We start from the raw sequence: 19,935 nt of genomic DNA, 5'->3' as shown, positions 1-19,935 counted from the left end.
AGGGCCGTGGGAGGCACAGATGAGCTTCTCCGAAGGCGCCGTCGCCGCGGTCGGGGCCGTCGATGAATTAGTGGGGCGCTTCGCGCTCTGTGGCTGTCGCGTGCATGACGTAGTTGGCGAGGTCGCTGGGGTCGATCAGGCGGGTGGGGATCGGTTCGGGGTGGTGGCCCAGGTCCTCCAGGAGGGGGCGGACTTGTTTGATGAGTGCTCTCATCTGGTTCTCTCCGGTGCGGAAGAGGTAGGAGGTCAGCGAGCGGGACAGGCCGCGCTGGTCGAGGACGGCGGCCCAGATGATGTTCTCGGTGGTGAGTTTGCGGTGCTGGGGCCGCTGCTTGGGCGGCAGGGCGTCGAGGCGGTCACGGACGCTGTTGGTGAGACGGTCCAGGTCATGGCGCTCCAGGCCGGTCAGGAGTGGGTGCGTGGCCAGGACCGCGCCGTAGGTGTGTGCGTGGCGGGGATGTGACCGGGGGCCGGGCGGTTGGAGCGGGATGTCGGGGAGTCCGGGTTGGGGTGGGATCGTGTAGTTCCACTCCCCGTGGAAGGCGTCGGGGCGGATGGTCAGGGCGGCCGCGTGCTGCTCGCTGATCTCGATCCCCGTGGGGTAGCTAGCGGTGTCCAGGCGGGCGGTCACCGTAAGTCCGGTGCGGGTGGTGGTCGCCGAGATCAGGTTCAGGGCGGTCTCGTAGCTGGTCAGGGGGTGGGCGCGCCAGTTGAGGGAGATGAAGGAGAACAGGCGGTGCTCGACCCGGTTCCATTTTGATGTTCCCGGCGGCAGGTGACGCACGCTGATCTCGAGGCCGGTCTCGGTGGCGAGGACGGCGAGGTTGGCCTTCCATGCCTTGGCGCGGGAGCTGTTGGAGCCGCCGCCGTCCGCGGTGATCAGCAGCCGTTTCGCGTGCGGGTATGCGGCTCGTCCTTCTTCCTGCCACCAGCGGCGCAGGCTGGAGACGGCAAATGCTGCGGTGTCGTGATCGGTGCCCACCACGACGAAACCGGTGTTGCGGCCCAGATCGTAGATGCCGTAGGGGATCGCGGTGCCGGACGCCTGGGAAGGGAAGTCGTGGTCGAGGACCTTGACCGGAGCGCCCGGCGGGGCCCACTCGCGCCCGGGCCGGGCAAAGAGGCCGATCTGCTCCTTCTTCTTGGTGTCCACGCTGATCACCGGCTCCCCGGCCTGGAGGAACTCGGCCACGGTGGCGTTGAGGTGCCGGAACTGGGCGTCCCGGTCCGGGTGGTGGCTGCCGGCCAGTACCCGCGCGTTGCCGCGCAGGCTGAACCCGGACGCCTTCAGCAGGGCCGCGACGGTATCGCGGCCCACACTCCGGCCCTGGGCGGCGAGTTCGTCCGCGAGGCGGCGTAACGACTTCGTCGTCCACGTCAGCGGTCTCATCGGATCGCCCTGCGTGCTGTCTTCTACCAGCGCCAGCAGGGCCGGCACCAGATTCGGGTCCTTCACCGCCAGGGCTGGGCGCCCTGCCCCTGGCCGCCGCACCCGCCCGTCCGGCTCCCCACCCGCATCGAGTTCCGCCAGGCCCCGGCGGACACACCCCTTCGAAACACCCGCAGCACGTGCCACCACGGTGATCCCGCCATGCCCGAGCTGCCGCGCCTCCGCTGCATACACGATCCTGCGCTGCCGCTCGTTGAGATGAGGCGTCACCGCCTCCAGCTTCTCCCGCAGCGACCCGATCGACCCATAAAAGCCCCCCATACCACGCCAACGAGCCCAACTACCGGAAGAAACTCACTAATTCATCGACGGCCCCACGAGTACTGCTGATGTAGCGATCTCGAATTTTCCAGGTCAGTGCCGAGGACCTGTCTCCCCGAAGGCTGGAAATCGAAGACGTACGGCCCGCGCTCGCCGGCCACCGCCAGCCCCTGCCCGTCCGGCAGCCAGCAGCACCCCCTTGCCCCTCCCTCGACGCGCATCATGGCCATTGTCTGTCCCGACGCAATCTTCCAAATCCGCACGGTCCCGTCAGCCCCCGCTGCGGCGATCCATCTGCCGTCAGGGGAGATCGCCAAGGTGAGCACAGTTTCGAGGCGGCCTGCCAGAGGCTGCCAGCCACAGCCGGATACGGTGTCCCAGATCCGCACGGTCCCGTCTGTGCCGGCGGCGGTGATCCATCTGCCGTCAGGGGAGATCGCCAGCGCACGAACAGGCCCGCTGCCTGTCAGGGCCCGCACTTTGCGTCCGGACGCGATATCCCGGATGTGGACTCCTGTGCCGGCTGCGACGACAAGCCAAGTGCCGTCGGGTGCGATCGCCAGCGCCCGTGCGGAAGAGGGAAATTGCCACAGGGTCTGGACGATGCGACCGCTTGCCATGTCACGGATAAGGATGCGGGTGCTGTCGACAGTGGCGATTCGTGTCGCGTCGGCAGAGAGCGCCATCGCACGCACCGCGACGGAGTGCCCGCCGAGCCTTGCGCGGACACGGCCGGTGGCGGCATCACAGACCCGCACCGTGCGGTCGTCGTCGAGGATGACCAACCGGGTGCTGTCCCCGATCACGGCCATGGCGCGAACCCTACCTGTTCGGTCAGGAAGGCTCCGGATGACCCGACCTGTCGTCAGGTCTATGATCCGCACCCTCCCGTCATCTCCGGCGCTGGCGAGCCACGCGCCGTCGGGTGAGGCGGCCACCGCACGACTGCCGGTCACATCGCTTAGGCTCGTCGCGTCCGACGGCCCGGAAGAGTCCCAGATGCGGACGGTCTTGTCGTCTCCGGCGCTGGCGATCCAGCTGCCGTCGGGAGAGATCGCCACGGTCCGGACCAGCTTCGTGTGGCCCGTCAGTTTCGCCGTGGCATGACCCGCCGCGACGTCCCAGATGCGGACGGTCCTGTCGTCTCCGGCGCTGGCGATCCAGCTGCCGTCCGGGGAGATAGCCACTGCCCGGACGGCTCCCTCGTGGCCGGTGAACGTCCCTGTGGCCTCGCCTGTTGAGAGGTTCCAGGTCCTCACCGCGCCATCGGAGCCGCTCGCGGCAAACCACTGTCCGCCGGGCGCGACCGCCACGGAGTACATATCATAGGAGGCTCTCGGTGCGGCGATCAACTCGCCGGTCTCCACGTCCCAGACCCAGGCACGTCCAGCGCCGCAAGTGACGATCCGTGTGCCGTCGGGAGAGATCGCCACTGCCGGGTCTGTGTAACTCGCAACCGTGTCGATGATCCGGCCTGTCACCGGGCTCCACATCCTGACCCGGCGATCGCCACTGGCGACAGCCAGCCAGGTGCCGTCCGGGGCGATCGCTGTGTTCAAGCCCCAATTGGCGAGGCCGAGGGTACGGCGGACCTGGTACGTTATTGCGCTCCAGATCCGCACGGTCGAATCTCTGCTTGCAGTGGCGAACCACATGCCGTCTTTCGAAATGGTGACCGAGAGCACCCCGTCTGTGTGATTCATGAGTCGGCCGGTGGGCTCGCCCGTGCCAACGTCCCAGATGCGAACGATTCCATCGACGTCAGCGCTGGCGATCCAGGTTCCGTCGGGGGCCACGTCCACCGACAGCACCCAGCCGGTGTGACCGGTCAGGATACGGCGCAGCTCGGGGCTGGACGAGTTGGCCGGGGCCCACCGGATATAGAGCGTAGGCCGGGACGAGCGCCACGTGGCGACAGCCGCGCGCCACATCTCGGACTCGGCTAGGCAGCTGTGCAGCACCGCCGATTGCGAGTAGCCGGGATCCGTGGGTGCCAGCAGGTGTGTGACGCGGCTAAGCTCCCGGGCGGCGAGCCGCGCTCGGGGAGTAGCGACGATGTCCAGATCTCTGATGGGTGCGAAGGCTGCACGGGACTCCAGCCGCCAGGCGATCCAGCGCAGATCGCACGCCAAGGTCTCCGCTTCCTGCGTCCGGTCCGCCCCGATAAGGTGCGTGACGAGATGGTCGGCGAGATAGCCGTCCGGCATCTCCCACCAGGCTCGGGAACTAACGTCCGTACCGCTCTGCGGCGGCACCGGGGGAATCGGGAACGCGGCATCGACCAGAGCACCGTGCAGTGTGCGCAGACGCTCCGCGCTGAGGCGGCCCTCGAGGAAATCGCGGATGACGTCGTGCAGGCGGACACGTCCGCCGCCGTTCGGGTCGAGGCTGATCAGAGACAGTCCCGCCAGGCTCGCGCATAGATCGCGGCTCTGTTCCTCGCTCATCGCGGACGTCGCGGTCCACAGCGCCACGATCAGATCGACCGGGATGGTCTCATCCTCGGCGAAGACCGCGAGCTCCGCGAAGCGGTCGTAGCCGCCTTCCCCCAGTAGGAGGGTCCCGGCTTCGATGGTGGCACCCACGGCAGTCTGCCGCTGCCGGGAATCGTTCAGGTCCACCCCCTCCTCGTCCAGGCTGGTCGGGCCGAGCTGGCGCAATTGTTCCAGCACGGCGGCGCCCGCAGCAGCCGGCTCGACCCCGGTGGTCACCCGTTGGTAGATGAGGCTGTTGGCGAGCCGGAGCAGCAACGGCCAGTGTCCGGTCGCCCGCAGTAGACCGCGGGTTGTCTCCTCGGGCAGGCCGCATGGCAGGCGGAAGCCGAGCATCCGCCGCGCCTGCTCCGACGTCATCACGTCCACCTCGACCCCCCGGGCGTCGGCCGGTAGCAGCTCCGGCAGCCGTGTGGTGACCAGCCGCGGCGAACGACGGCCACCGCGCAGGAACGGATCGAGCTGCTCGCGCCACCACACATCGTCCACGATCAAAAGCACCGGCGGTCCTTTGTCCAGCAGCCGCCCAAGATGGGCTCCTGCCATGCCGGGGTCCTCGAACTCGGTGCTGTCACCGGTGATGAAACGGGTGACCTCGGCGACTTTCGCCGAGATGGCACTCGGGCTGCGCACGTCACGGCCGAGTACGGCCTGGTAGATCCTCCCCCGGAAGTGTTGCTGCGTGCGCTCGTCCGCCCAGACCATGGCCGCCAGCGTGCTCTTGCCGAAACCGCCGGCACCGTACAGGCCCGCGCTGGCAGTGATGCCTACCGCCCGTCGGCCTGCACGCCGTGAGCAAAGTGCCTTCACGATGTCGCCTGTCGCCTGGGAACGGTCGATGACCCACTCCGGCAGCGGGGGAGGCGACTGCGGTAAGAAGTTCTGCTCCGGCTCCGCAGAGCGTCCATCCCGCAAGATCACCACCACGGCCGCCAGGGCACTTATCGCCACCAGAACAAGGAAGGACGTCCACGGACTTCTGCGCAAGTGGTCCAGCAGGCCTGGCCACCGGTCCTCGCCCGTCGCCGCGTTCCCGGCCAGTGAAGCGCCCGCCGCAGCGGCCACGTCGAGAACGGCGAGCACCGCAAACATCGAGGTGCTGCGACGACTCATGGTGACCCCCCTGTACCCACCGACAGAGGATAGTGCGCGCCGAAGGCGTCGGGCCGGGGAATGTGGACTCTGGGATCCGCTCCGCCAGCCGGTCGGACGGACACCTCCTGCGCGCCTCGCTGCCGGAGGTTCCGGCAGCGGTACGCGCCGGCAGGCTCATCGACGTCGTGGGCCAGGAGGCCGGTGCCGAGGACGCTGTGCTGCAGCTGTGCGTCCTGGTCGACGTCCTCACCGCCCGGCCCTGACCGGGCGAGCGGCCACGCACCCGCCCCGGGGGGCCGGGCCGTCCGTACGCGGGTCTGTCGGCCCGCCCCGGCGCTATCTGGGATCAGCCGGTCTCGTGGAGCGCGTGGAGGTAGCACATCGGTTCGGCCGCGAGCAGGGATCGCGGGTCCCGGAAGGCGGTGAGAAGGAGCGCGCGGGTGTCGCGCCCGGCGGCGAGGTCGACGCGACAGTCCAACGGAAACAGCGGGACCTCCCGCCGGTGCCCTCGCCGGTGACCGGTGAAGTCGAGGCCCGGCTGATCGCCCTGGCGTGCTCCCAGCCCCCGGCGGGCCGTGCCCGGTGGTCGCTGCGGCTGCTGGAGGAGCACGCTCCGGAGCCGTTTCTCTTTTCGCCCGTGTCAGGCGGGTAGATGCCGGTCATCCCAAGTGCGTCCCAACTACGGCCCTCGGCCGCTGCAGAGCCGGGCATTTTCCCAGGTCAGGTCCATAGATGGTGGGATACGCGAGGCGCCTTCTCAGCGCTCGGTCCTTGTTGAGGCCGGCATGTGTCTCCCTGGTGCCGCGTGGCGCGGTGGACGCCAGGGCCTCCAGTAGGTCTCGATTGCTTCTACGTGATCGAGTGGCTGTGGTTTCACTGTGCCTGTGGGAAGTGTCGGTGCCGGGTGTGCCCTTGCTTCTGAGCTCTGCCGAGAAGCTTGGAACCGTAGCTCCGGAGGACAGCCGCACACGACTCGCTACTGTGTCGTGCCTGACCGGCAGGAGCTGCTGGCGATCTGGTCCACCGGTGAAGGGGACCTCGCCGTCCCCGTAGCGGCGTTGGGCTCCGCCGGCACTGGCGAACTCCTCGGCATAGACCGTGCCTTGACGGTCCTTTCGAGCGCTGCTTGGCGCACCTATGCCCACCCTGCGAGCGCGGCCGGGTCTCTTGAGGTGGCGGCGCGAGGAGGAGGAGGAGGAGAAGCAGTTCGGTGCCGTTGCGGAGGCGCTTGTCCAGCCGAACCTGCCGAGCGGTGGCGGGCTCGTCGTCTCCTACAGTCGTCTCCTTGAATCGGCTCACCTGAGGTTCCCCCGAGATGCGGGGAAGGGTGACAGCAGGTCAGATGGGTCTCATGAGAGGAGCCCTGACGATGCCTGCCCCGAGGAAGTACCCGCTGGAGTTGCGTGAGCGTGCGGTCCGGATGTACCGGGCGGCCGAGCCGAAGCCGGTGATCCGCCGCATGGCCGAGGATCTCGGTGTCCACCACGAGGCCCTGCGCAACTGGATCCGCCAGGCCGAGGCCGACGCCGGCGAACGGGAGGACGTGCTGACCACTGCCGAGCGCGAGGAGTTGGCCGCCCTTCGCAGGGAGAATACCCAGCTCAAGCGGGCGAACGAGGTCCTGCGGACAGCCTCGGCTTTTTTCGCGGCCCAGCTCGACCCGACCCGGCCCAGGTGACCGCGCTCCTCGATGAGCACGCGCACCTGGGGGTCGAGCCCGTACTCCGGGAACTGCACATCCCCTCGTCCACCTACTACCGCTGGCGCCAGGCAGAAAAGGAGCCCTGTGAACGGCGCCGTCAGGACACGGAGCTGACCGGCCGGATCCGGCAGGTCCATGAGGAATCCGGCGGGGTCTACGGCTCGCCCCGTGTCCATGCCGTCTTGAAGCGCGGTGGAGTGCACGTCGGCCGCAAACGGGTCGAGCGCCTCATGCGCGAGGCCGGTCTCGTCGGCATCAGCCCCCGCCGCGGCAAGGGGTTCACCCGCCGCGATCCGGACGCCGATCTCGCCCCTGACCTCGTGCAACGCGACTTCACCGCGCCCGCGCCGAACCGGTTGTGGGTCACCGACCTCACCATGATCCCCACCGGGGAGGGGCCTTTGTGGCTGTCGGCGATCCGCGACGCGTTCTCCCGCCGCGTCGTGGCATGGGAGACCTCCGCCCGCGCGGACGCGGACCTGGTCCTGTCCTCGTTGGAGTATGCCCTGGCCAGCCGTGAGGTCGCCCCGGGCGAACTGGTCCACCATGCCGATCACGGCTGTCAATATACGAGTATCAAGCTGACGACGCGCCTGGTCAGAGCGGGTATCCGGGCGTCCATGGGCTCCGTCGGGGACTCCTTCGACAACGCCCTGGCGGAGAACCTGTGGATGATCATCAAGACCGAGTGCATCCGCGGCCGCGTCTTCGCGACCAGGGCCGAAGCCAATCTGGCGCTCTTCGAGTACATCGACGGCTTCTACAACCCCCGACGCATCCAAAAACGCCTCGGCTACCTCAGCCTGATCGAGTTCGAGGAGAAGCGCTACGCCGACCAGGCAGCGGCCGAACCGGTGAACCTGAAACCAAGCCAACCCGCCCTGACCAGCTAGTCAGCCACTCCCGCACAGCGGGGGAACCTCAGTCGGCGACCTCCGTCGCGTCCATCCGGCACTCGGGGCAGCACAGCTTCTCGCTCTGCTTCTTGCTGTACTCAGCCCACGCTTCGAGCGAGCCGGGCGTACTGAACTTGTGCGGCCTCTCATCAGCAGCCGCGCACACCAACCCCAGGACCCGGAGTTGGTACTCCACGTGGACCAGCGCTCTGAACGACTCCTGCTGCGAGTCCGGCGCAGCGACGAGGTCCGCGATGGTCACATGCACTCCAATGTGCGCAGAGGGGCGAGAGAGCGATAGCTGACACCTGAACATCAGATTGCCGTCGCTCTGTCAAACAACCTAGCAGTCAGCGCTGGTGAGCATGCCCGCCGGACGCCGGGAAACTCTGGCGGCGAGGGCCGTGCGGTGTACGGCGCGCGCACCCGAGGTGCTGATCCTGTCGCGCCAGCCTTCGGAACTGACCACCGCTAGAACGCGATGTGCAGGCTCCGAATAGCGCATAATCGGAACACTGCCTCTTCCCCAGTCCGGCATGACCAGGTCGCGGTATACGAGAACCGCAGACGGATGGACTTGGTGCGCTACAGAGTCTTCGACGGCGGCTTGCTGAGCCTGATGCTGATCGAGTCGTCGCCCGCGTCTGTCGGCCGGGGCGGGTGAGGCAGCGCAGACGGGTGGGAGAGACAGCAGCTAACGGCGCGGTTCGGGCGGTTTCAGACTTCCCGAATGCCTGCAAGAGCTAGACGAGGCATTGTCCGCGTGGGGGCGAAGTAGAGGTGGCCCGGCTCCAGGACTACATCGCTTATCGGCGGATGGTGAACCTTGCCCGCCTCCTCTTCCGTCCGTCATACGGGGTGATCCTCGTGTACCTCACCCTCGACCCAGAGACGGTCGAGGTGCAGGAAGGCTTCACGCGCGACATGCGCGGGATCGGGCACCTCGACACGGGCGACCTGGAGGTCCGGATCGCGTCGAAGGCCGATCTGGTCAAGGCGGCCCCATTGATCAAACGAGCGTTCGGGACGGCCTGAGAGGGCGGCAGAGATGATGGCTCCCGACCGCCCGGCGGGATGGACGGTCGGGCACAGAGCGAGGTCGCCAAACTGATTCTTCTCACCACCACTGACACGAACGGCATCCTCCCCCGGCTGCACGAGTTCCTCGAAACCGCCGCAGACATGACCAACATCGTTGACCGCCTCGGCGAACTCGACGAAGACCTCTACTACATGGCCGTGGACGCCTGGGAGGACATCAACACCGCGCAGCGCCGCACCAACGCCGCCACCAGCACCTCTCCCGCCGCCGGCACCCGGCCCACCACCGCCGCCCCGGCCCCGCCTGGCGGAGAGAATGTTCCGCCCCTCACAGCGCACGTGCACGCGCCACCATCGACCTACCGATGAGGACGTAGGAAACGACGGCCATTCCCAGCAGAATCAGCATCCATCCCCAGGATCGGGCGAATCCGAAGAGTGCTGCGTCCCGGAGGCAGCGAATGCCGTAGGTCACCGGGTTGGCCCACGAGGCGTACCGCAAGACGGGAGCCATTTGGGCCGACGGGTAGAAGGAAGGGCTGGCAAACAGCAAGATCGGGGCCGCGACGTTGATCGTCACCATGAAGCGCTGGAAATCCTCGAACCGCGTGGCGACCAGCAGATACAGACCGTTGAAGGCCATGGATGCCACCACGATCCCGCATAGCACCGCCGCCCAGTGACTGGCCGACCAGCGGAAGGTGAACACGCCCAGGGCGACGAGCAGGGCCGCCGTGCTCTGCAGCAGGATCAGCAGTGTGGTCATCACGATCTTGCCACCGACGTAACTCGCCCGGCGCAACGGATACGACCACAGTTCCACATCCATACGGCCCATGCGCTCCTGGAACAGGGACGTGCCGGTGGTCGTGGCGGCGGCGAGCATCGATGACAGCAGTACTGCCGGGACCGTGAACTCGGAATAGCCGACCACCCGGCCCTCGTAGCGCACGTGCTGGACGAGGTGGGAAAGCGACGTGGCGAACAGAAGCAGGTACACCGCGCTTGGAGTGACGGCGAGCAGCAGGTTGGTCCGGTTTCGGGTGAGCAAGCGGTATTCGCGGTACAACGTGGCGCCGAAGTCGTGGTTGCCCGACGGGCGGCGGTCGCGCGCGAGGGAAAGCATCGAGCCAGGGCTGTCAGCGGTCATCTGCTGCTCCCACCAGTTCGATGAAGGCGTCTTCCAACGATGGTGCCCGGTACTCGACCGAGTTCACGCCAATACCGAGCGCTTCGGCGTCGGCGAGGAGGGCCGGAAGGCGCCCCCGCACATCTCGGCAGGTCACTTCCACCCAGTCAGCGCTGACATGGATCCGCAAATCCGGCTGTTCCAGCAGAGCCGCCAGCCGGGCCGTCTTCGCCGGGTCCGACGGCCGCAGTAGCGCGGCGCGATCACCGCACCGCTCGGCGAGGTCGCGCGGCGCGGCGAAATCCACGAGGTGACCTCGGTTGAGTATGAGCACCTTCTGGCAGTTGCGTTCTAGTTCCTCGACGTAGTGACTGGTCCATACCACGGTTGTCCCGTGTTCCCGGCGCAGGGTGTCGAGCAGCGCCCAGACCTCGCGTCGACCGCCCACATCGAGTCCGGCGGACGGCTCATCGAGAAGCAGCAGCGGCGGTGAGCCAAGAAGCGCCCGGATGACCTGTAGCCGCCGCAGTTCACCGCCAGACAGCGAGAAGGTGAGCTGGGAAAGGTTCTGCTCAAGCCCGAAAGCGCTGATCAGATCATCCACCCAGGCACGGACGTCCCGCCAGCGCAGTCCCTTGAACCTGGCAGCAATCCGGAGGTTGTCCAGGGCCGGCAGCATCATGTCGAATGGCCCGGTCTGGTGGACGACCCCGATGTCCTGCTTGGCACGTCCGCCGTGGGCAGCCGGATCCGAGCCGAAGACTTCGACCGCACCGCTGTCGGGCAAGGTGGCACCGCAGAGCAGCTTGATCAGGGTGGACTTGCCCGCGCCGTTGGGACCCAGCAACCCGACGACGGCTCCAGCGGGAATATCGAAGGACAAATGGTCCACCGCGTTGCGCGGCATGTCTTTGTACTTCTTGACCAGGTCCTGCACGTGTACCGCTGCGGTCATGAGGCACCTTCGGCGGCGACCGACTGCTCCTCCTCAGTCACGATGCCCTCCTCAGCGAGTCCAGCCAGGAAAGTGCGGACGTCCTGGGCCACTTGGGCGCCCCAGTCCGGATCCTCTGGTGCGTAGCGGCGCGCCATCTCGGTACAGATGGCCTCCGTGGTGGCGCCTTCGGCGAGCAGAGGCCAGACTTCAGCCGCAGTGCTGTTTAGCGTGCGGAACTCGCCCGAGGCCGCGTCGTACATCCGCACCTCACCCTCTTCGGCGATCCACACAAGGTCCTCACTGATGCGGTAGAACACGTCTTCTCCGTTCGGATTCTGCCGTCAGGTGGCGAGGGGGAGCAGCCGGCGGCCGTCCAGCTTCCAGTCCTCGTAGACCGGGTGGACACTGTCGTCCCTGACCATGCGCGGGAGCAACAACTCCGCTTGGTTCGCGAGGAGCTCCGGGCCGGTAACTCCGTTAGCCCGCCACCAGGAGGTGATCATGGAATGGCGGAGAGTCCGGCACAGATGACGTCCGTTGCGGTGGATGTCGCCAGTCTCCGCCAGGTGGTAAGCACGGCACCCACCGCCACAGGCCGCCCGGATGTAGCAGCGGCGGCAGTCGCTGAGGTTGTCGCCCTCGAACACGCTGTTGTGGCGCATGTCCGCTAGCAGGGGCGTGGCGAATATCTCGGCGAGGGTCTGCTGCCGGATGTTCCCGGCCTTGTGTACACGTTCGGTGACCAGTTTGCACGGGTAGACAGTTCCCAAGGAATTCACGTAGATCTCGTTGCCGCCCATACCGCAGTTTCCGGCGATCGAACAGGGTTTGCTAGCCGTTGGGCCGTCTGGCAGCAGGTTGTCGGCCTTCGGATTGGTCCACATGAATTTCTGGATCTTCTGAAACTCGGACCAGCCGAATTCATAGCCGTCGGTTGCCGCTCTGCCGAGGTCTGAGTGGTACATCATCCGCACCCTTCGGACTTTGAGGTCGCCGACGAAGTCGCAGAGGTCTTCGAGCGCGTCCACGTTGTCCGGAGTGACCACGTGGTTGATCGTGGGAATCACACCGGCCTCGTTCAGCAGCCGCAGCCCTTCGCGGGTCCGGGCGAATGTCCCTTTGCCGCGGGTGCGCTCGTGGAGCTCCTCGGTGCCGCCGTCGATGCTGACCGTCACCGTATGGAAGGTGTCGGCAATTCGGCGTGCGGTCTCGGCCTTACGGATCAAGGTAGCGTTGGTGATCATGTTGACGGTCATGCCAAGGCTCCGGGCATGGCCCGCCACGTCGAACAGGTCCTTGCGCAGCATCGGTTCGCCGCCGGTGAAGATGAACTGCTTGACGCCCATGGCAGCCGCCTGCTCCACCACATCGAGCGATTCCTGCGTGGACAGCTCACCCGGCAGACGCTTCTCCGAGGAGGCGTAGCAGTATGGGCACCGCAGGTTGCACCCGTCGGTAATGGCATAATACACCGTGGTCAAGGCGGGTTCGGCAGGGCGGACCGCCGGCCGGTGGCCCGGTATGTACACCATCCACTTCAGGACCAGCCTGGCCAGGAACTTCTCTGTGCGGGTGTCGTCGGTGTCCGGACGGGGGCCACGTGGCACGGCGGTCAACTGCCGCAGGAGTCCCATGTCCTGCTCGTCCAACATGCACCAGGCGGCGAGTTCAGGGTTGGCGACCAGTAGATTTTGCGAGCGCCGGAAATACACGAGATCCTCGGGGACAACTAAGTCGTCCCAGTACTGCAGCAGCTTCATCTCCACCTCCGCTGTGGGGGTGGGGCCCAACGCTGCGTTGGGCCCCACAGTCACGCCTGACGCCTGACGCCTGACGCCTGCCGCCTAACGCAGCGTCAGATGTCGAGCTCGGTCTCGTCCTCGGCGTTGCCGGAACCGGCGCCGGCACCGCCGGAACAGTTGCAGAGGCACTTGCCGACCGGAACGGTTTCGAGCGGAAGGATCTCGGGCCTTATCCAGGCGGGGATTTCCATACCTTTTCCCTTTCCCTTGGGCGCAGCAAACGGTTGCCGTAATTTTTCCAACCACGAATCAACAGTGGGCTTGAAACGCGGCAACGGGAATTATATCCCGCTATAAACGAAGTATGGAGAGCCGTCTCAGCACGTGTCAACCAGCCGATAGCCCTGCTGCCGGTTGCTCTCACCGATTCCGGCCGAAAAGGAAGATCAACGGCCAAGCGTAGTCATCACACTGCGTTGACAAAGGTGATCTCTGATGACACGACAGACCGGTGGATGAATACGATACCGACACGTTGGGCGGCAGCTCCGACCGTGTCAGGAGGGACAGGCGGACAGGCCGCGCCCTACGGGCAGCAGCAACCACAGCAACCGTCAGTACTTCACGCACACAATCGACTACCAGAGGTGACCGACGATGGCTGTGCCCAATGTGCCGGATTTGGCCAGGAGTACGCCCCAAGATGCCGCTGAAACGGCCAGAGCCTCTTCGATCGATCAGGTGTGGAGCCAGATGTCGAGAGCACGGGTGATCGTGCTCACCCAGTCGTAGCGCTTGACACATCGCGTGGCCTCGGGCCGGGACACTCTCAGCTTGTCGACGGCGTACGTCCCGCAGCGACCCAAGTCAGTGATGAAACCGCCCCAGAAACGGCCCAGTCCCTCACCTGCTTCACCAGGCGGCCGTGCAGGCTCTGCCAAGGAGGCTCGTCCTGGTGTGCGGCCGGCCCCTTTTGACGTAACAGGCACGGGCGACGGGCTGGTGCGGGCTCCGGGTGCGCGCTGACGGACGCGCACCACCCTGGGATCCGCCCCAAAGTCCCAGTGAACCGTTCCGGGTTCGGTGGAGACTCTAGATCTTGACTGTGACCTGGGGTTTTGTGTCGGCTTGGTGGTGGTTGGCTTCGTATTCTGCGGGTGGGATGTGCCCTATTTCACCGTGGAGGCGGTGGTGGTTGTACCAGTCGACCCATTCGGCGGTGGCCACTTCGACGTCGGACAGGGTTCGCCAGGGCCTGCGGCGCTTGATCAGTTCGGTTTTGAACAGGCCGATGGTGGATTCCATCAGCGCGTTGTCGTAGGCGTCGCCGACGGAACCGATCGAGGCCGCGATGCCCTCCCGTTGGAGGTGCTCGGCCAGGGCGAAAGATGTGTATTGGGACCCGGCATCGCTGTGGTGCACCAGTTGCCCGGGCTGATGGGGGTTGCCTTCTCGGTCGCGCTGCCCCAGGCCCATCTCAACGGCGGACATCACGAGTTCGGTGTGTTTGGTGGTGGCAGCGGACCAGCCGACGATGCGGCGGGAGAACGTGTCGACGACGAAGGCCACGTAGACGGTGCCGGCCCAGGCCGCGACGTGGGTGAAGTCGGCGACCCAGGTCCTGTTCGGCGCCTGGGCGACGAAGTCGCGATCGAGCAGGTCCGGGGCCCGCTCGGCAGCCCGGTCCTGGACCGTGGTGACGATCTTCTTCCCGTGGACCGCACCGGTGATGCCGAGCTCGCGCATCAGCCGCTCGACCGTGCAGCGGGCGACCTGGTGGCCCTGCCTGCGAAGCTGGTGCCAGATCTTGCGGGCCCCGTACACACGGTAGTTGGCCTCGAACACCTGGAGGACCAGGGCCTACAGTTCCGCGTCGCGCACGGCCCGGGTCGAGGGCGGGCGGCCCTTGGCGGCGTAGTACGTGGAGGGTGCGATGCTGATGCCGTGCTCGGAGAGCACGGTGCAGATCGGCTCGACGCCGCCGAAGCGGTCCCGGTGCTCGTCGATGGACGTCACGAGCGAAGGTGTGGCCGGTCGAGCTCGGCCGCGAAGAAAGCCGAGGCCGCCTTGAGGATCTCGTTCGCCCGCCGAAGCTCCGCGACTTCCTTCTTCAGCGCTTTGACCTGCGCGGATTCCTCCGTCGTGGTCCCCGGCCTGGTTCCGGAGTCGATCTCGTCCCGGCGAACCCACTGGCGCACCGTCTCGGCCGTGCCGATGCCGAGCTTGCTCGCGACGGCCTTCATCGCGGCCCACTCGGTCTCGTAGTCCGGGCGCACCTCGGCGACCATGCGCACCGCACGACGCCGCAGCTCAGCGGGATAAGGGGAGGGACGTGCCATAACTCGATCCTCTCAAAGAATCGAATCTCCACCGAACCCGGAACGGTTCAATTGACTGATCCCGGAGCGCCGGACACAGACCCTGCCGACATGAGCACCTCGGCCGCACCCTGATCCGGAACCAAAGCTTCGCGCGCTCAGGGGTTCAAGACTTTCTACAACGCCCACAGACCCTACCGGCCCTGCGCCAAGCCACTCCACTCCGGCCACTCCCCCACCTACTCGACGAACCAGCACAGAACAGCCATTTCCAGGTCCATCGACGAGACCGACGCAGCGGGACACTCCACGAATACCAAGATGCCGCATGGCCAGGCCGGATGATTTATCGGCACCCACAGAGCCGGATGAGGGAAACCAACCGCCTGGCTCCGCGGCTTCAAACGACTCCGCATCCGCTGGGAACGCCGAGCCGACATCCACGAAGCCCATCTCAAACTTGCCTGCTGCCTCCTCAGCCTGCGGCAAATCAACTCATTGCTTTAGCCGTTGTAAGATCAGATAGCCGGCAGTGAATTCTCAGCAACCCTTATGATTCAACATCGCCGCTCCCCGCTTGATGGGCTTCACGACCAGCCGCTTCTCGCTCGGCAAGGTTAATAGCCTCGTACCAGGGAGCCAGTGCCTGTCGCAATTTCTCAGCGTGATGAGCAGAGAGCGAAGGGTCACGCGCCACGGATGCCGTACGCGTAACAACATCACGAGCCGCATGAATCATCTCGCGCAAAGATGGTTCAAGGGCGTCAAGTGGTGACGCCTCCGGGGAGCCATCTACCCAGGTCCACGGCCCGTAGCGAACGAACCGCGTCGCGACATGCGCATCAGGCAACCGGTCATGATGCACAGAAAGGTAGGTCTCGGCTTCCTTCCGCGTCGCGAATCTGCCAGCCGACTCTTCACCCTCCAAAACCGCATATTCACGTACCATGACAGGGCTCAAATCAGGCATTCCGACTCCCAGCCTTTACTCTCATAAGCACATTGCATTTCGACGACAAGAAGACTCCGACATCCAGTCATCATCGGAAAATTAGGACATGCATCCAATACGCACTTAAGGACGTGAGCACGCAAGCATTACATTGAGAATCTGTATAGCCACTGGAATAAAATAACTCTTCGCAGAGCAGATTTTGCCCCGCCTTTAGATCTCAGAGGCAGCATATCTCCTACGGAATCGCTCCCGATCCCCCTTCAGCGGCTTCAGATTGAAGCTGTAGCGACGGCAAGACCGACCTCCTCGACACCTGGTTCGACAGAACCATGCACATCCACACCAGCGGCACCGACACCAACAGCAACGTCACCATGACCGCCGGAGCCTCCATCGGCAGCAACTGGGAAAGCGCGAAATTCCTCATGGCCGGCGACTTCAACGCAGACGGCAAACCCGACCGCCTCGACGTCTTCTCCGGCCAGCTCCGCTACAGCCAAGGCAACGGCAACGGCACCTTCGGCGCACCGGTCGTCATCGACCCCTCCACCGCCTGCGGCACCATGCGCCTCGTGGACTGACACCGCACCGCGATTGCTGGTCACCGCCACAGGGGCTCCCTCAATGCGTTGAAGGAGCCCCCAGCGGCATCAGGCTTTCCATCTCCAAGCGAGCACCTTCCCGACACAAGGGACAGGCACCTTGAGATCATCAACTCAGCTTGAGATCCGAACACTGCCCACCCCGGCAGATGACACGGGTCAAAAGGTCCCCGCAGTTCGAGCCGCTGACCTGCGGGGATGCCGCCGGGGGGACGGCTTCTCACAAGCCCTCACATCTGAAACGGACAATCCAGACGCCAAAAGCCTGCCCCCGCGAAGCGGAGACAGGCTCTGACCTGCGAAAACACCGTCGGGACGACAGGATTTGAACCTGCGACCCCTTGACCCCCAGTCGCGAAGAGGACCGGGATTTCCCCACCATTCGGGACGAACTCCCCCCGCATTACGTGCAGTTATGCGGCAATCGATCACCAACGCGAGCGGCGTGCGGTCCCCGATCGGTCCCCAGCAACCTATTCCGATGCTTCACAAGACGTCTCCATCTGAGGATGCCTCGCTTGGCCACACCTGACAATCGAACATCGGCACTGCATTCGAGAGGTCCGTGCCCTCAGCAGGAAACACCGGTCCCATCCCCCAGGCCGGCTGCGGACTCAGTCTGCGAGCCGTGGGCAGGATCGAAGATCCGCATCGGCGCTGAACACGCGGGGCGCCTTGTTGTGCCGTCCTCGGTTCCCAACGTCCGCCCACTGGACCCGTTGCCCTCACCAGCCACGGATCCGTGGAAGATCGGCGCTCGGCAGCCGAAGACGCGACCGACTCGGCAGCATCCACTAGAAGTACCAACGTGCCGTCTGACTTGCACGGAAGAGGTCTTCGGCAGGCGCAGCGTCAGGCTGGATGCCGGAAACGGCGACACTGCGGGCAGGCGACGCCGCACGCCACCGCCCGATTTCACTCGACGGTGACGGCGTTCACGTCCACCGTGCCCAGGGCGTGGCGCACCAGGACGGCGTCGGCTTCCGGCAGCGCCACGTCGTACGACCCGTCACCCGTCACAAGGATGTACCGGCGGAACTTCCGCATCAGCGGAACTTTCTCACCCTCGCCCTCCAGCGACAGCGGGGGCGCCAGAGTGACCCTCTGCTTCGTGCCGATCTGCCCCCGCCCCCACAAGGGCGCCCGCCCGGCAGTCAGATGCAGTGCACCGATCATCGTCCGGGGCGTCGACTGCCCGCCGATGGATTTGCTGTGCGCGGCCACAATCAGGGTCTCCCCCGCGTCCAGATCCGCGCAGTCCCCCTCGGGCGAGCGACGCTGTATCCCGATCCAACTCAGCCAGACCTGCAGTGCCGATCTTGTCCCCGCAGCGCGCCGCACGTTATCTCCTCGAGGAATGGATCATGGTGCCGACACTGTACAGGCTTCAACAGCAGGCAGCCTCGCGAACATGTCAAACACTCGCGCTGTCGGCACCGGCCGCCCAGGACCAGGCGTTGTCGGTCAGGACGCGTTCGATCCGGGTGATGCCCAGGGCGGCGAATTGGGCGGCTGCTCTGCGCAGGAACACGGCTCAGGTGGCGACTTTCTCGTCGGGGGGGATCTCGCTGCAGGCAAGGCATGTGTGGTCGTAGACGTCGGAGTTGGACGCAGTCGAAGCCGACGCCATGCCGGGTGCCCCTGGTTTGCCTGCCGGCCCTGGATCCGCCCGCCGCCGTCGGGGATCCGGCCGAGCTTTTTCACGTCGATGTGGATCAGTCGACCTCGCGGGACGGGCGAAGCGGACGGCGGAGTTCTCCGTCACCCCCGTGGTATTCGGCAGTGCCTCCGCCCAGGACGCGCCCTCCTCGGTCGGCCTCCAGGTCTCCTACGACGACGGGGCCTCCCGGCACCGGGCGGACCTGAAGCGGAAGAACGACACCTGGACAACGTCCCTCGGCGCGCCGAGCCACGCCGGCTACGTGTCCATCCGGGTCACCGCCGAGCAGCGCAACGGCCACGGCGTCACCCAGACCGTCGGCCTCCGGTAACCCCACCATCTCCAGTAGCCCCGCCAGGACCGGCCGGCGCCCCTGCCCCTGCCCCTGCCCCTGCCCCTGCCCCTGCGGAAAACTCATCCGCCTCGGTGGGGCGCGCGGGTCGGGGGCTCGGGTCCTCAAAATGGGGCGTCACGTACGGCTGGTGATACCCCGGCACGATGGTCGGTCGTGCGGCTGCGACCGGCTTACCTGCCTGTGGCGAACGCGTTCGTCATGCTGCGCCCGCTGCCGATGAGTGACGGGGACGGGCCTTGGCCCAAGACCCCTGTTCGAACTCGCCCTGCGCACCTGACTCCGCAAGGGCGACTTCCTCGGCCTGCGCTGGGAAGACCTCGACCTGGCCGGCGGAACCGCCAGCATCCGCCGCACCCTCCAACGCACCAACAGCGGCGGCCTGACCGCCCTGCCGACCAAGACCCAGAGCTCGGAGCGAAGGATCGCCCTGCCCACCGAGTGCCTGCGCTCCCTCGAACAGCACCGTGCCCGGCAGCGCCAAGAGCGTGAAGCGGCGGGGACGGGCTGGAAGGCGAGTGGCTACGTCTTCACCCGGCCCGACGGCTCCCCGATCGAGGGAGCCACCTTCACCCGGCATTTCAACGCCCTGCTCCGCCGAGCTACCCTCCGCCGCATCCGGTTTCACGATCTCCGGCACTCAGCAGCGACGCTCCTCCTGGAGCAGGTCGTCGAACTCGTCGTGATCAAAGAACTCCTCGGCCACGCCCACATCGGCGTCACCGCCACCGTCTACGCCCACGTCCGGCTCCGCCTCAAACGAGACGCCATCGACCTCCTCGGCAACGCCCTCCGAAGTCCTGCCGAGACCATCGAGCAGCCCGACGACGGCGGCGAACCACCACTTCGTGCAGCACCCGTCCGCTGACGTTGCCGTCAATTACTGCCGTCAAACCGCAAAAACGGCCCTTGCAGGTGGCACCTGCAAGGGCCGTTTCTTTGCGCTTGGGGCGTAGCGCCGGAAACCTTAAATCGGCTCGCCCGCAACTCCGCTAAATCCGACGAGACCGTTCCTCTTCGCCATGTCAAGAATCTCAGGGAGATAATCCAGTTGGCGAACCGAAAGGGTTAGGAGGACGTACTTACCCGCATCGTCCGGCTCCTCTTCTAGGTCGAACCGAGACGGCTCCAGAACGTCGTCCACATCCGGCCACCTGGTCAGCAAATCCTCCCGGAACCGCAATACGTCAGGACTCACGACAAGGTCGCCGGTGTCGCCCTCAGCAAGGTTGTCGAAGACTTCCTCGGGGTCCCCGACAGAGCGCTTCCAGAAGGCGAAGTCGCTACTCACAGGCCATCCTCT

Annotated in this window: 19 protein-coding genes and 5 pseudogenes; 10 read left to right on the top strand and 14 right to left on the bottom strand. The window is 65.9% G+C overall.

The genetic code is table 11. The features are described 5' to 3' along the window. Positions 1 to 67: 67 nt before the first annotated feature. Together OG519_RS29045 and OG519_RS29040 are read right to left on the bottom strand one after the other, a co-directional pair. The gene (locus tag OG519_RS29045) at positions 68 to 1,711 is read right to left on the bottom strand and encodes an ISAzo13 family transposase (protein WP_405589969.1); all 1,644 of its coding nucleotides are present in this window, start codon (positions 1,709 to 1,711) and stop codon (positions 68 to 70) included. A 41-nt stretch (positions 1,712 to 1,752) separates the two neighbouring features. Further along, positions 1,753 to 5,316, bottom strand: coding sequence for an NB-ARC domain-containing protein (locus OG519_RS29040; protein WP_405589968.1), 3,564 nt, complete (start codon positions 5,314 to 5,316; stop codon positions 1,753 to 1,755). 62 nt (positions 5,317 to 5,378) lie between these two features. Between OG519_RS29040 and OG519_RS29035 the strand changes: the two genes are divergently transcribed. After that, the gene (locus OG519_RS29035) at positions 5,379 to 5,561 is read left to right on the top strand and encodes a hypothetical protein (protein ID WP_405589965.1); all 183 of its coding nucleotides are present in this window, start codon (positions 5,379 to 5,381) and stop codon (positions 5,559 to 5,561) included. A gap of 83 nt (positions 5,562 to 5,644) precedes the next feature. Here the strand turns inward: OG519_RS29035 and OG519_RS29030 are convergent, their stop codons facing one another. Then, on the bottom strand, positions 5,645 to 5,776 hold the full coding sequence (locus OG519_RS29030; RefSeq protein WP_405593211.1) for a hypothetical protein: 132 nt from the start codon (positions 5,774 to 5,776) through the stop codon (positions 5,645 to 5,647). A 45-nt stretch (positions 5,777 to 5,821) separates the two neighbouring features. On the opposite strand from OG519_RS29030, the pseudogene OG519_RS29025 reads away from it, so the two are divergent. From OG519_RS29025 to OG519_RS29015, 3 genes and pseudogenes are all read left to right on the top strand, one after another. Continuing rightward, positions 5,822 to 5,917: pseudogene (locus tag OG519_RS29025) on the top strand (helix-turn-helix domain-containing protein); the annotation flags it as partial. 750 nt (positions 5,918 to 6,667) lie between these two features. Beyond that, a complete protein-coding gene (locus OG519_RS29020; protein WP_405589962.1) occupies positions 6,668 to 6,976 on the top strand; it encodes a transposase in 309 nt (102 codons plus the stop codon). Continuing rightward, positions 6,973 to 7,893: an IS3 family transposase gene (locus OG519_RS29015; protein ID WP_405589961.1), complete on the top strand. Its 921-nt coding sequence runs from the start codon at positions 6,973 to 6,975 to the stop codon at positions 7,891 to 7,893. The genes OG519_RS29020 and OG519_RS29015 overlap by 4 nt, the downstream gene beginning before the upstream one ends. Before the next feature lie 28 nt (positions 7,894 to 7,921). On the opposite strand, the gene OG519_RS29010 is transcribed toward OG519_RS29015, so the two are convergent. Further along, complete coding sequence (locus tag OG519_RS29010) at positions 7,922 to 8,158, bottom strand: hypothetical protein (RefSeq protein WP_405589958.1); 237 nt, start codon at positions 8,156 to 8,158, stop codon at positions 7,922 to 7,924. Positions 8,159 to 8,676: 518 nt separating this feature from the next. Here OG519_RS29010 and OG519_RS29005 point away from each other — a divergent pair. Both OG519_RS29005 and OG519_RS29000 read left to right on the top strand, forming a co-directional pair. Then, positions 8,677 to 8,931: a hypothetical protein gene (locus OG519_RS29005; protein ID WP_405589955.1), complete on the top strand. Its 255-nt coding sequence runs from the start codon at positions 8,677 to 8,679 to the stop codon at positions 8,929 to 8,931. A 39-nt stretch (positions 8,932 to 8,970) separates the two neighbouring features. Beyond that, the gene (locus OG519_RS29000; protein WP_405589952.1) at positions 8,971 to 9,306 is read left to right on the top strand and encodes a hypothetical protein; all 336 of its coding nucleotides are present in this window, start codon (positions 8,971 to 8,973) and stop codon (positions 9,304 to 9,306) included. On the opposite strand, the gene OG519_RS28995 is transcribed toward OG519_RS29000, so the two are convergent. The 6 genes and pseudogenes from OG519_RS28995 to OG519_RS28970 form a co-directional block, all read right to left on the bottom strand. After that, positions 9,266 to 10,087, bottom strand: a complete 822-nt coding sequence (locus OG519_RS28995; RefSeq protein WP_405589949.1) for an ABC transporter permease — start codon at positions 10,085 to 10,087, stop codon at positions 9,266 to 9,268. The two genes, OG519_RS29000 and OG519_RS28995, sit on opposite strands and share 41 nt — an antisense overlap. Further along, the gene (locus OG519_RS28990) at positions 10,077 to 11,021 is read right to left on the bottom strand and encodes an ATP-binding cassette domain-containing protein (protein ID WP_405589946.1); all 945 of its coding nucleotides are present in this window, start codon (positions 11,019 to 11,021) and stop codon (positions 10,077 to 10,079) included. Before OG519_RS28990 ends, OG519_RS28995 begins: the two co-directional genes overlap by 11 nt. Then, a complete protein-coding gene (locus OG519_RS28985; RefSeq protein ID WP_405589943.1) occupies positions 11,018 to 11,320 on the bottom strand; it encodes a PqqD family protein in 303 nt (100 codons plus the stop codon). The genes OG519_RS28990 and OG519_RS28985 overlap by 4 nt, the downstream gene beginning before the upstream one ends. A gap of 24 nt (positions 11,321 to 11,344) precedes the next feature. Then, complete coding sequence (gene stsB / locus OG519_RS28980; protein ID WP_405589940.1) at positions 11,345 to 12,763, bottom strand: StsB family radical SAM/SPASM domain sactipeptide maturase; 1,419 nt, start codon at positions 12,761 to 12,763, stop codon at positions 11,345 to 11,347. 95 nt (positions 12,764 to 12,858) lie between these two features. Further along, positions 12,859 to 13,080 carry a StsA family sactipeptide RiPP gene (stsA, locus tag OG519_RS28975; RefSeq protein ID WP_405589937.1) on the bottom strand — a complete coding sequence of 74 codons (222 nt, stop codon included), beginning with the start codon at positions 13,078 to 13,080 and terminating at the stop codon, positions 12,859 to 12,861. A gap of 757 nt (positions 13,081 to 13,837) precedes the next feature. Further along, a pseudogene (locus OG519_RS28970) lies at positions 13,838 to 15,084 on the bottom strand (IS3 family transposase). A gap of 363 nt (positions 15,085 to 15,447) precedes the next feature. On the opposite strand from OG519_RS28970, the pseudogene OG519_RS28965 reads away from it, so the two are divergent. After that, positions 15,448 to 15,570 (top strand): annotated as a pseudogene (locus OG519_RS28965) (IS5/IS1182 family transposase); the annotation flags it as partial. Between the two features lie 43 nt (positions 15,571 to 15,613). On the opposite strand, the gene OG519_RS28960 reads toward OG519_RS28965, so the two are convergent. Beyond that, positions 15,614 to 16,033 (bottom strand): hypothetical protein, encoded by a 420-nt coding sequence (locus tag OG519_RS28960; RefSeq protein WP_405589935.1) that lies wholly within the window; start codon positions 16,031 to 16,033, stop codon positions 15,614 to 15,616. Between the two features lie 314 nt (positions 16,034 to 16,347). Here OG519_RS28960 and OG519_RS28955 point away from each other — a divergent pair, with 314 nt between their 5' ends. After that, entirely contained in the window at positions 16,348 to 16,599 is a 252-nt protein-coding gene (locus OG519_RS28955) for an FG-GAP repeat domain-containing protein (RefSeq protein ID WP_405589932.1), read from the top strand. Between the two features lie 936 nt (positions 16,600 to 17,535). Here the strand turns inward: OG519_RS28955 and OG519_RS28950 are convergent. After that, complete coding sequence (locus OG519_RS28950) at positions 17,536 to 17,961, bottom strand: hypothetical protein (RefSeq protein WP_405589930.1); 426 nt, start codon at positions 17,959 to 17,961, stop codon at positions 17,536 to 17,538. A 103-nt stretch (positions 17,962 to 18,064) separates the two neighbouring features. Further along, positions 18,065 to 18,345 (bottom strand): annotated as a pseudogene (locus OG519_RS28945) (IS481 family transposase); the annotation flags it as partial. Positions 18,346 to 18,389: 44 nt separating this feature from the next. Between OG519_RS28945 and OG519_RS28940 the strand changes: the two are divergent. Next, a complete protein-coding gene (locus OG519_RS28940) occupies positions 18,390 to 18,611 on the top strand; it encodes a hypothetical protein (RefSeq protein ID WP_405589927.1) in 222 nt (73 codons plus the stop codon). Positions 18,612 to 18,885: 274 nt separating this feature from the next. Beyond that, positions 18,886 to 19,500 (top strand): annotated as a pseudogene (locus tag OG519_RS28935) (site-specific integrase); the annotation flags it as partial. 99 nt (positions 19,501 to 19,599) lie between these two features. On the opposite strand, the gene OG519_RS28930 reads toward OG519_RS28935, so the two are convergent. Beyond that, positions 19,600 to 19,923, bottom strand: coding sequence for a hypothetical protein (locus tag OG519_RS28930; RefSeq protein WP_405589924.1), 324 nt, complete (start codon positions 19,921 to 19,923; stop codon positions 19,600 to 19,602). Positions 19,924 to 19,935: the final 12 nt, after the last annotated feature.

The sequence above is a fragment of the Streptomyces sp. NBC_01190 genome (genome assembly GCF_045039895.1).
Classification (GTDB): domain Bacteria; phylum Actinomycetota; class Actinomycetes; order Streptomycetales; family Streptomycetaceae; genus Actinacidiphila.
The sequence above is the reverse complement of the archived record's forward strand: the minus strand, read 5'-3'. Positions and strand labels throughout refer to the sequence as shown.

Excerpts from the sequence above, each read along its gene's own strand:
- OG519_RS29020 (WP_405589962.1), top strand. The coding sequence starts at position 6,668 with ATGCCTGCCCCGAGGAAGTACCCGCTGGAGTTGCGTGAGCGTGCGGTC.
- OG519_RS29000 (WP_405589952.1), top strand. The coding sequence starts at position 8,971 with ATGGACGGTCGGGCACAGAGCGAGGTCGCCAAACTGATTCTTCTCACC.
- OG519_RS28990 (WP_405589946.1), bottom strand. The coding sequence starts at position 11,021 with ATGACCGCAGCGGTACACGTGCAGGACCTGGTCAAGAAGTACAAAGAC.
- OG519_RS28960 (WP_405589935.1), bottom strand. The coding sequence starts at position 16,033 with ATGCCTGATTTGAGCCCTGTCATGGTACGTGAATATGCGGTTTTGGAG.
- OG519_RS28955 (WP_405589932.1), top strand. The coding sequence starts at position 16,348 with ATGCACATCCACACCAGCGGCACCGACACCAACAGCAACGTCACCATG.
- OG519_RS29040 (WP_405589968.1), bottom strand. The coding sequence starts at position 5,316 with ATGAGTCGTCGCAGCACCTCGATGTTTGCGGTGCTCGCCGTTCTCGAC.
- stsB (WP_405589940.1), bottom strand. The coding sequence starts at position 12,763 with ATGAAGCTGCTGCAGTACTGGGACGACTTAGTTGTCCCCGAGGATCTC.
- OG519_RS28995 (WP_405589949.1), bottom strand. The coding sequence starts at position 10,087 with ATGACCGCTGACAGCCCTGGCTCGATGCTTTCCCTCGCGCGCGACCGC.
- OG519_RS29045 (WP_405589969.1), bottom strand. The coding sequence starts at position 1,711 with ATGGGGGGCTTTTATGGGTCGATCGGGTCGCTGCGGGAGAAGCTGGAG.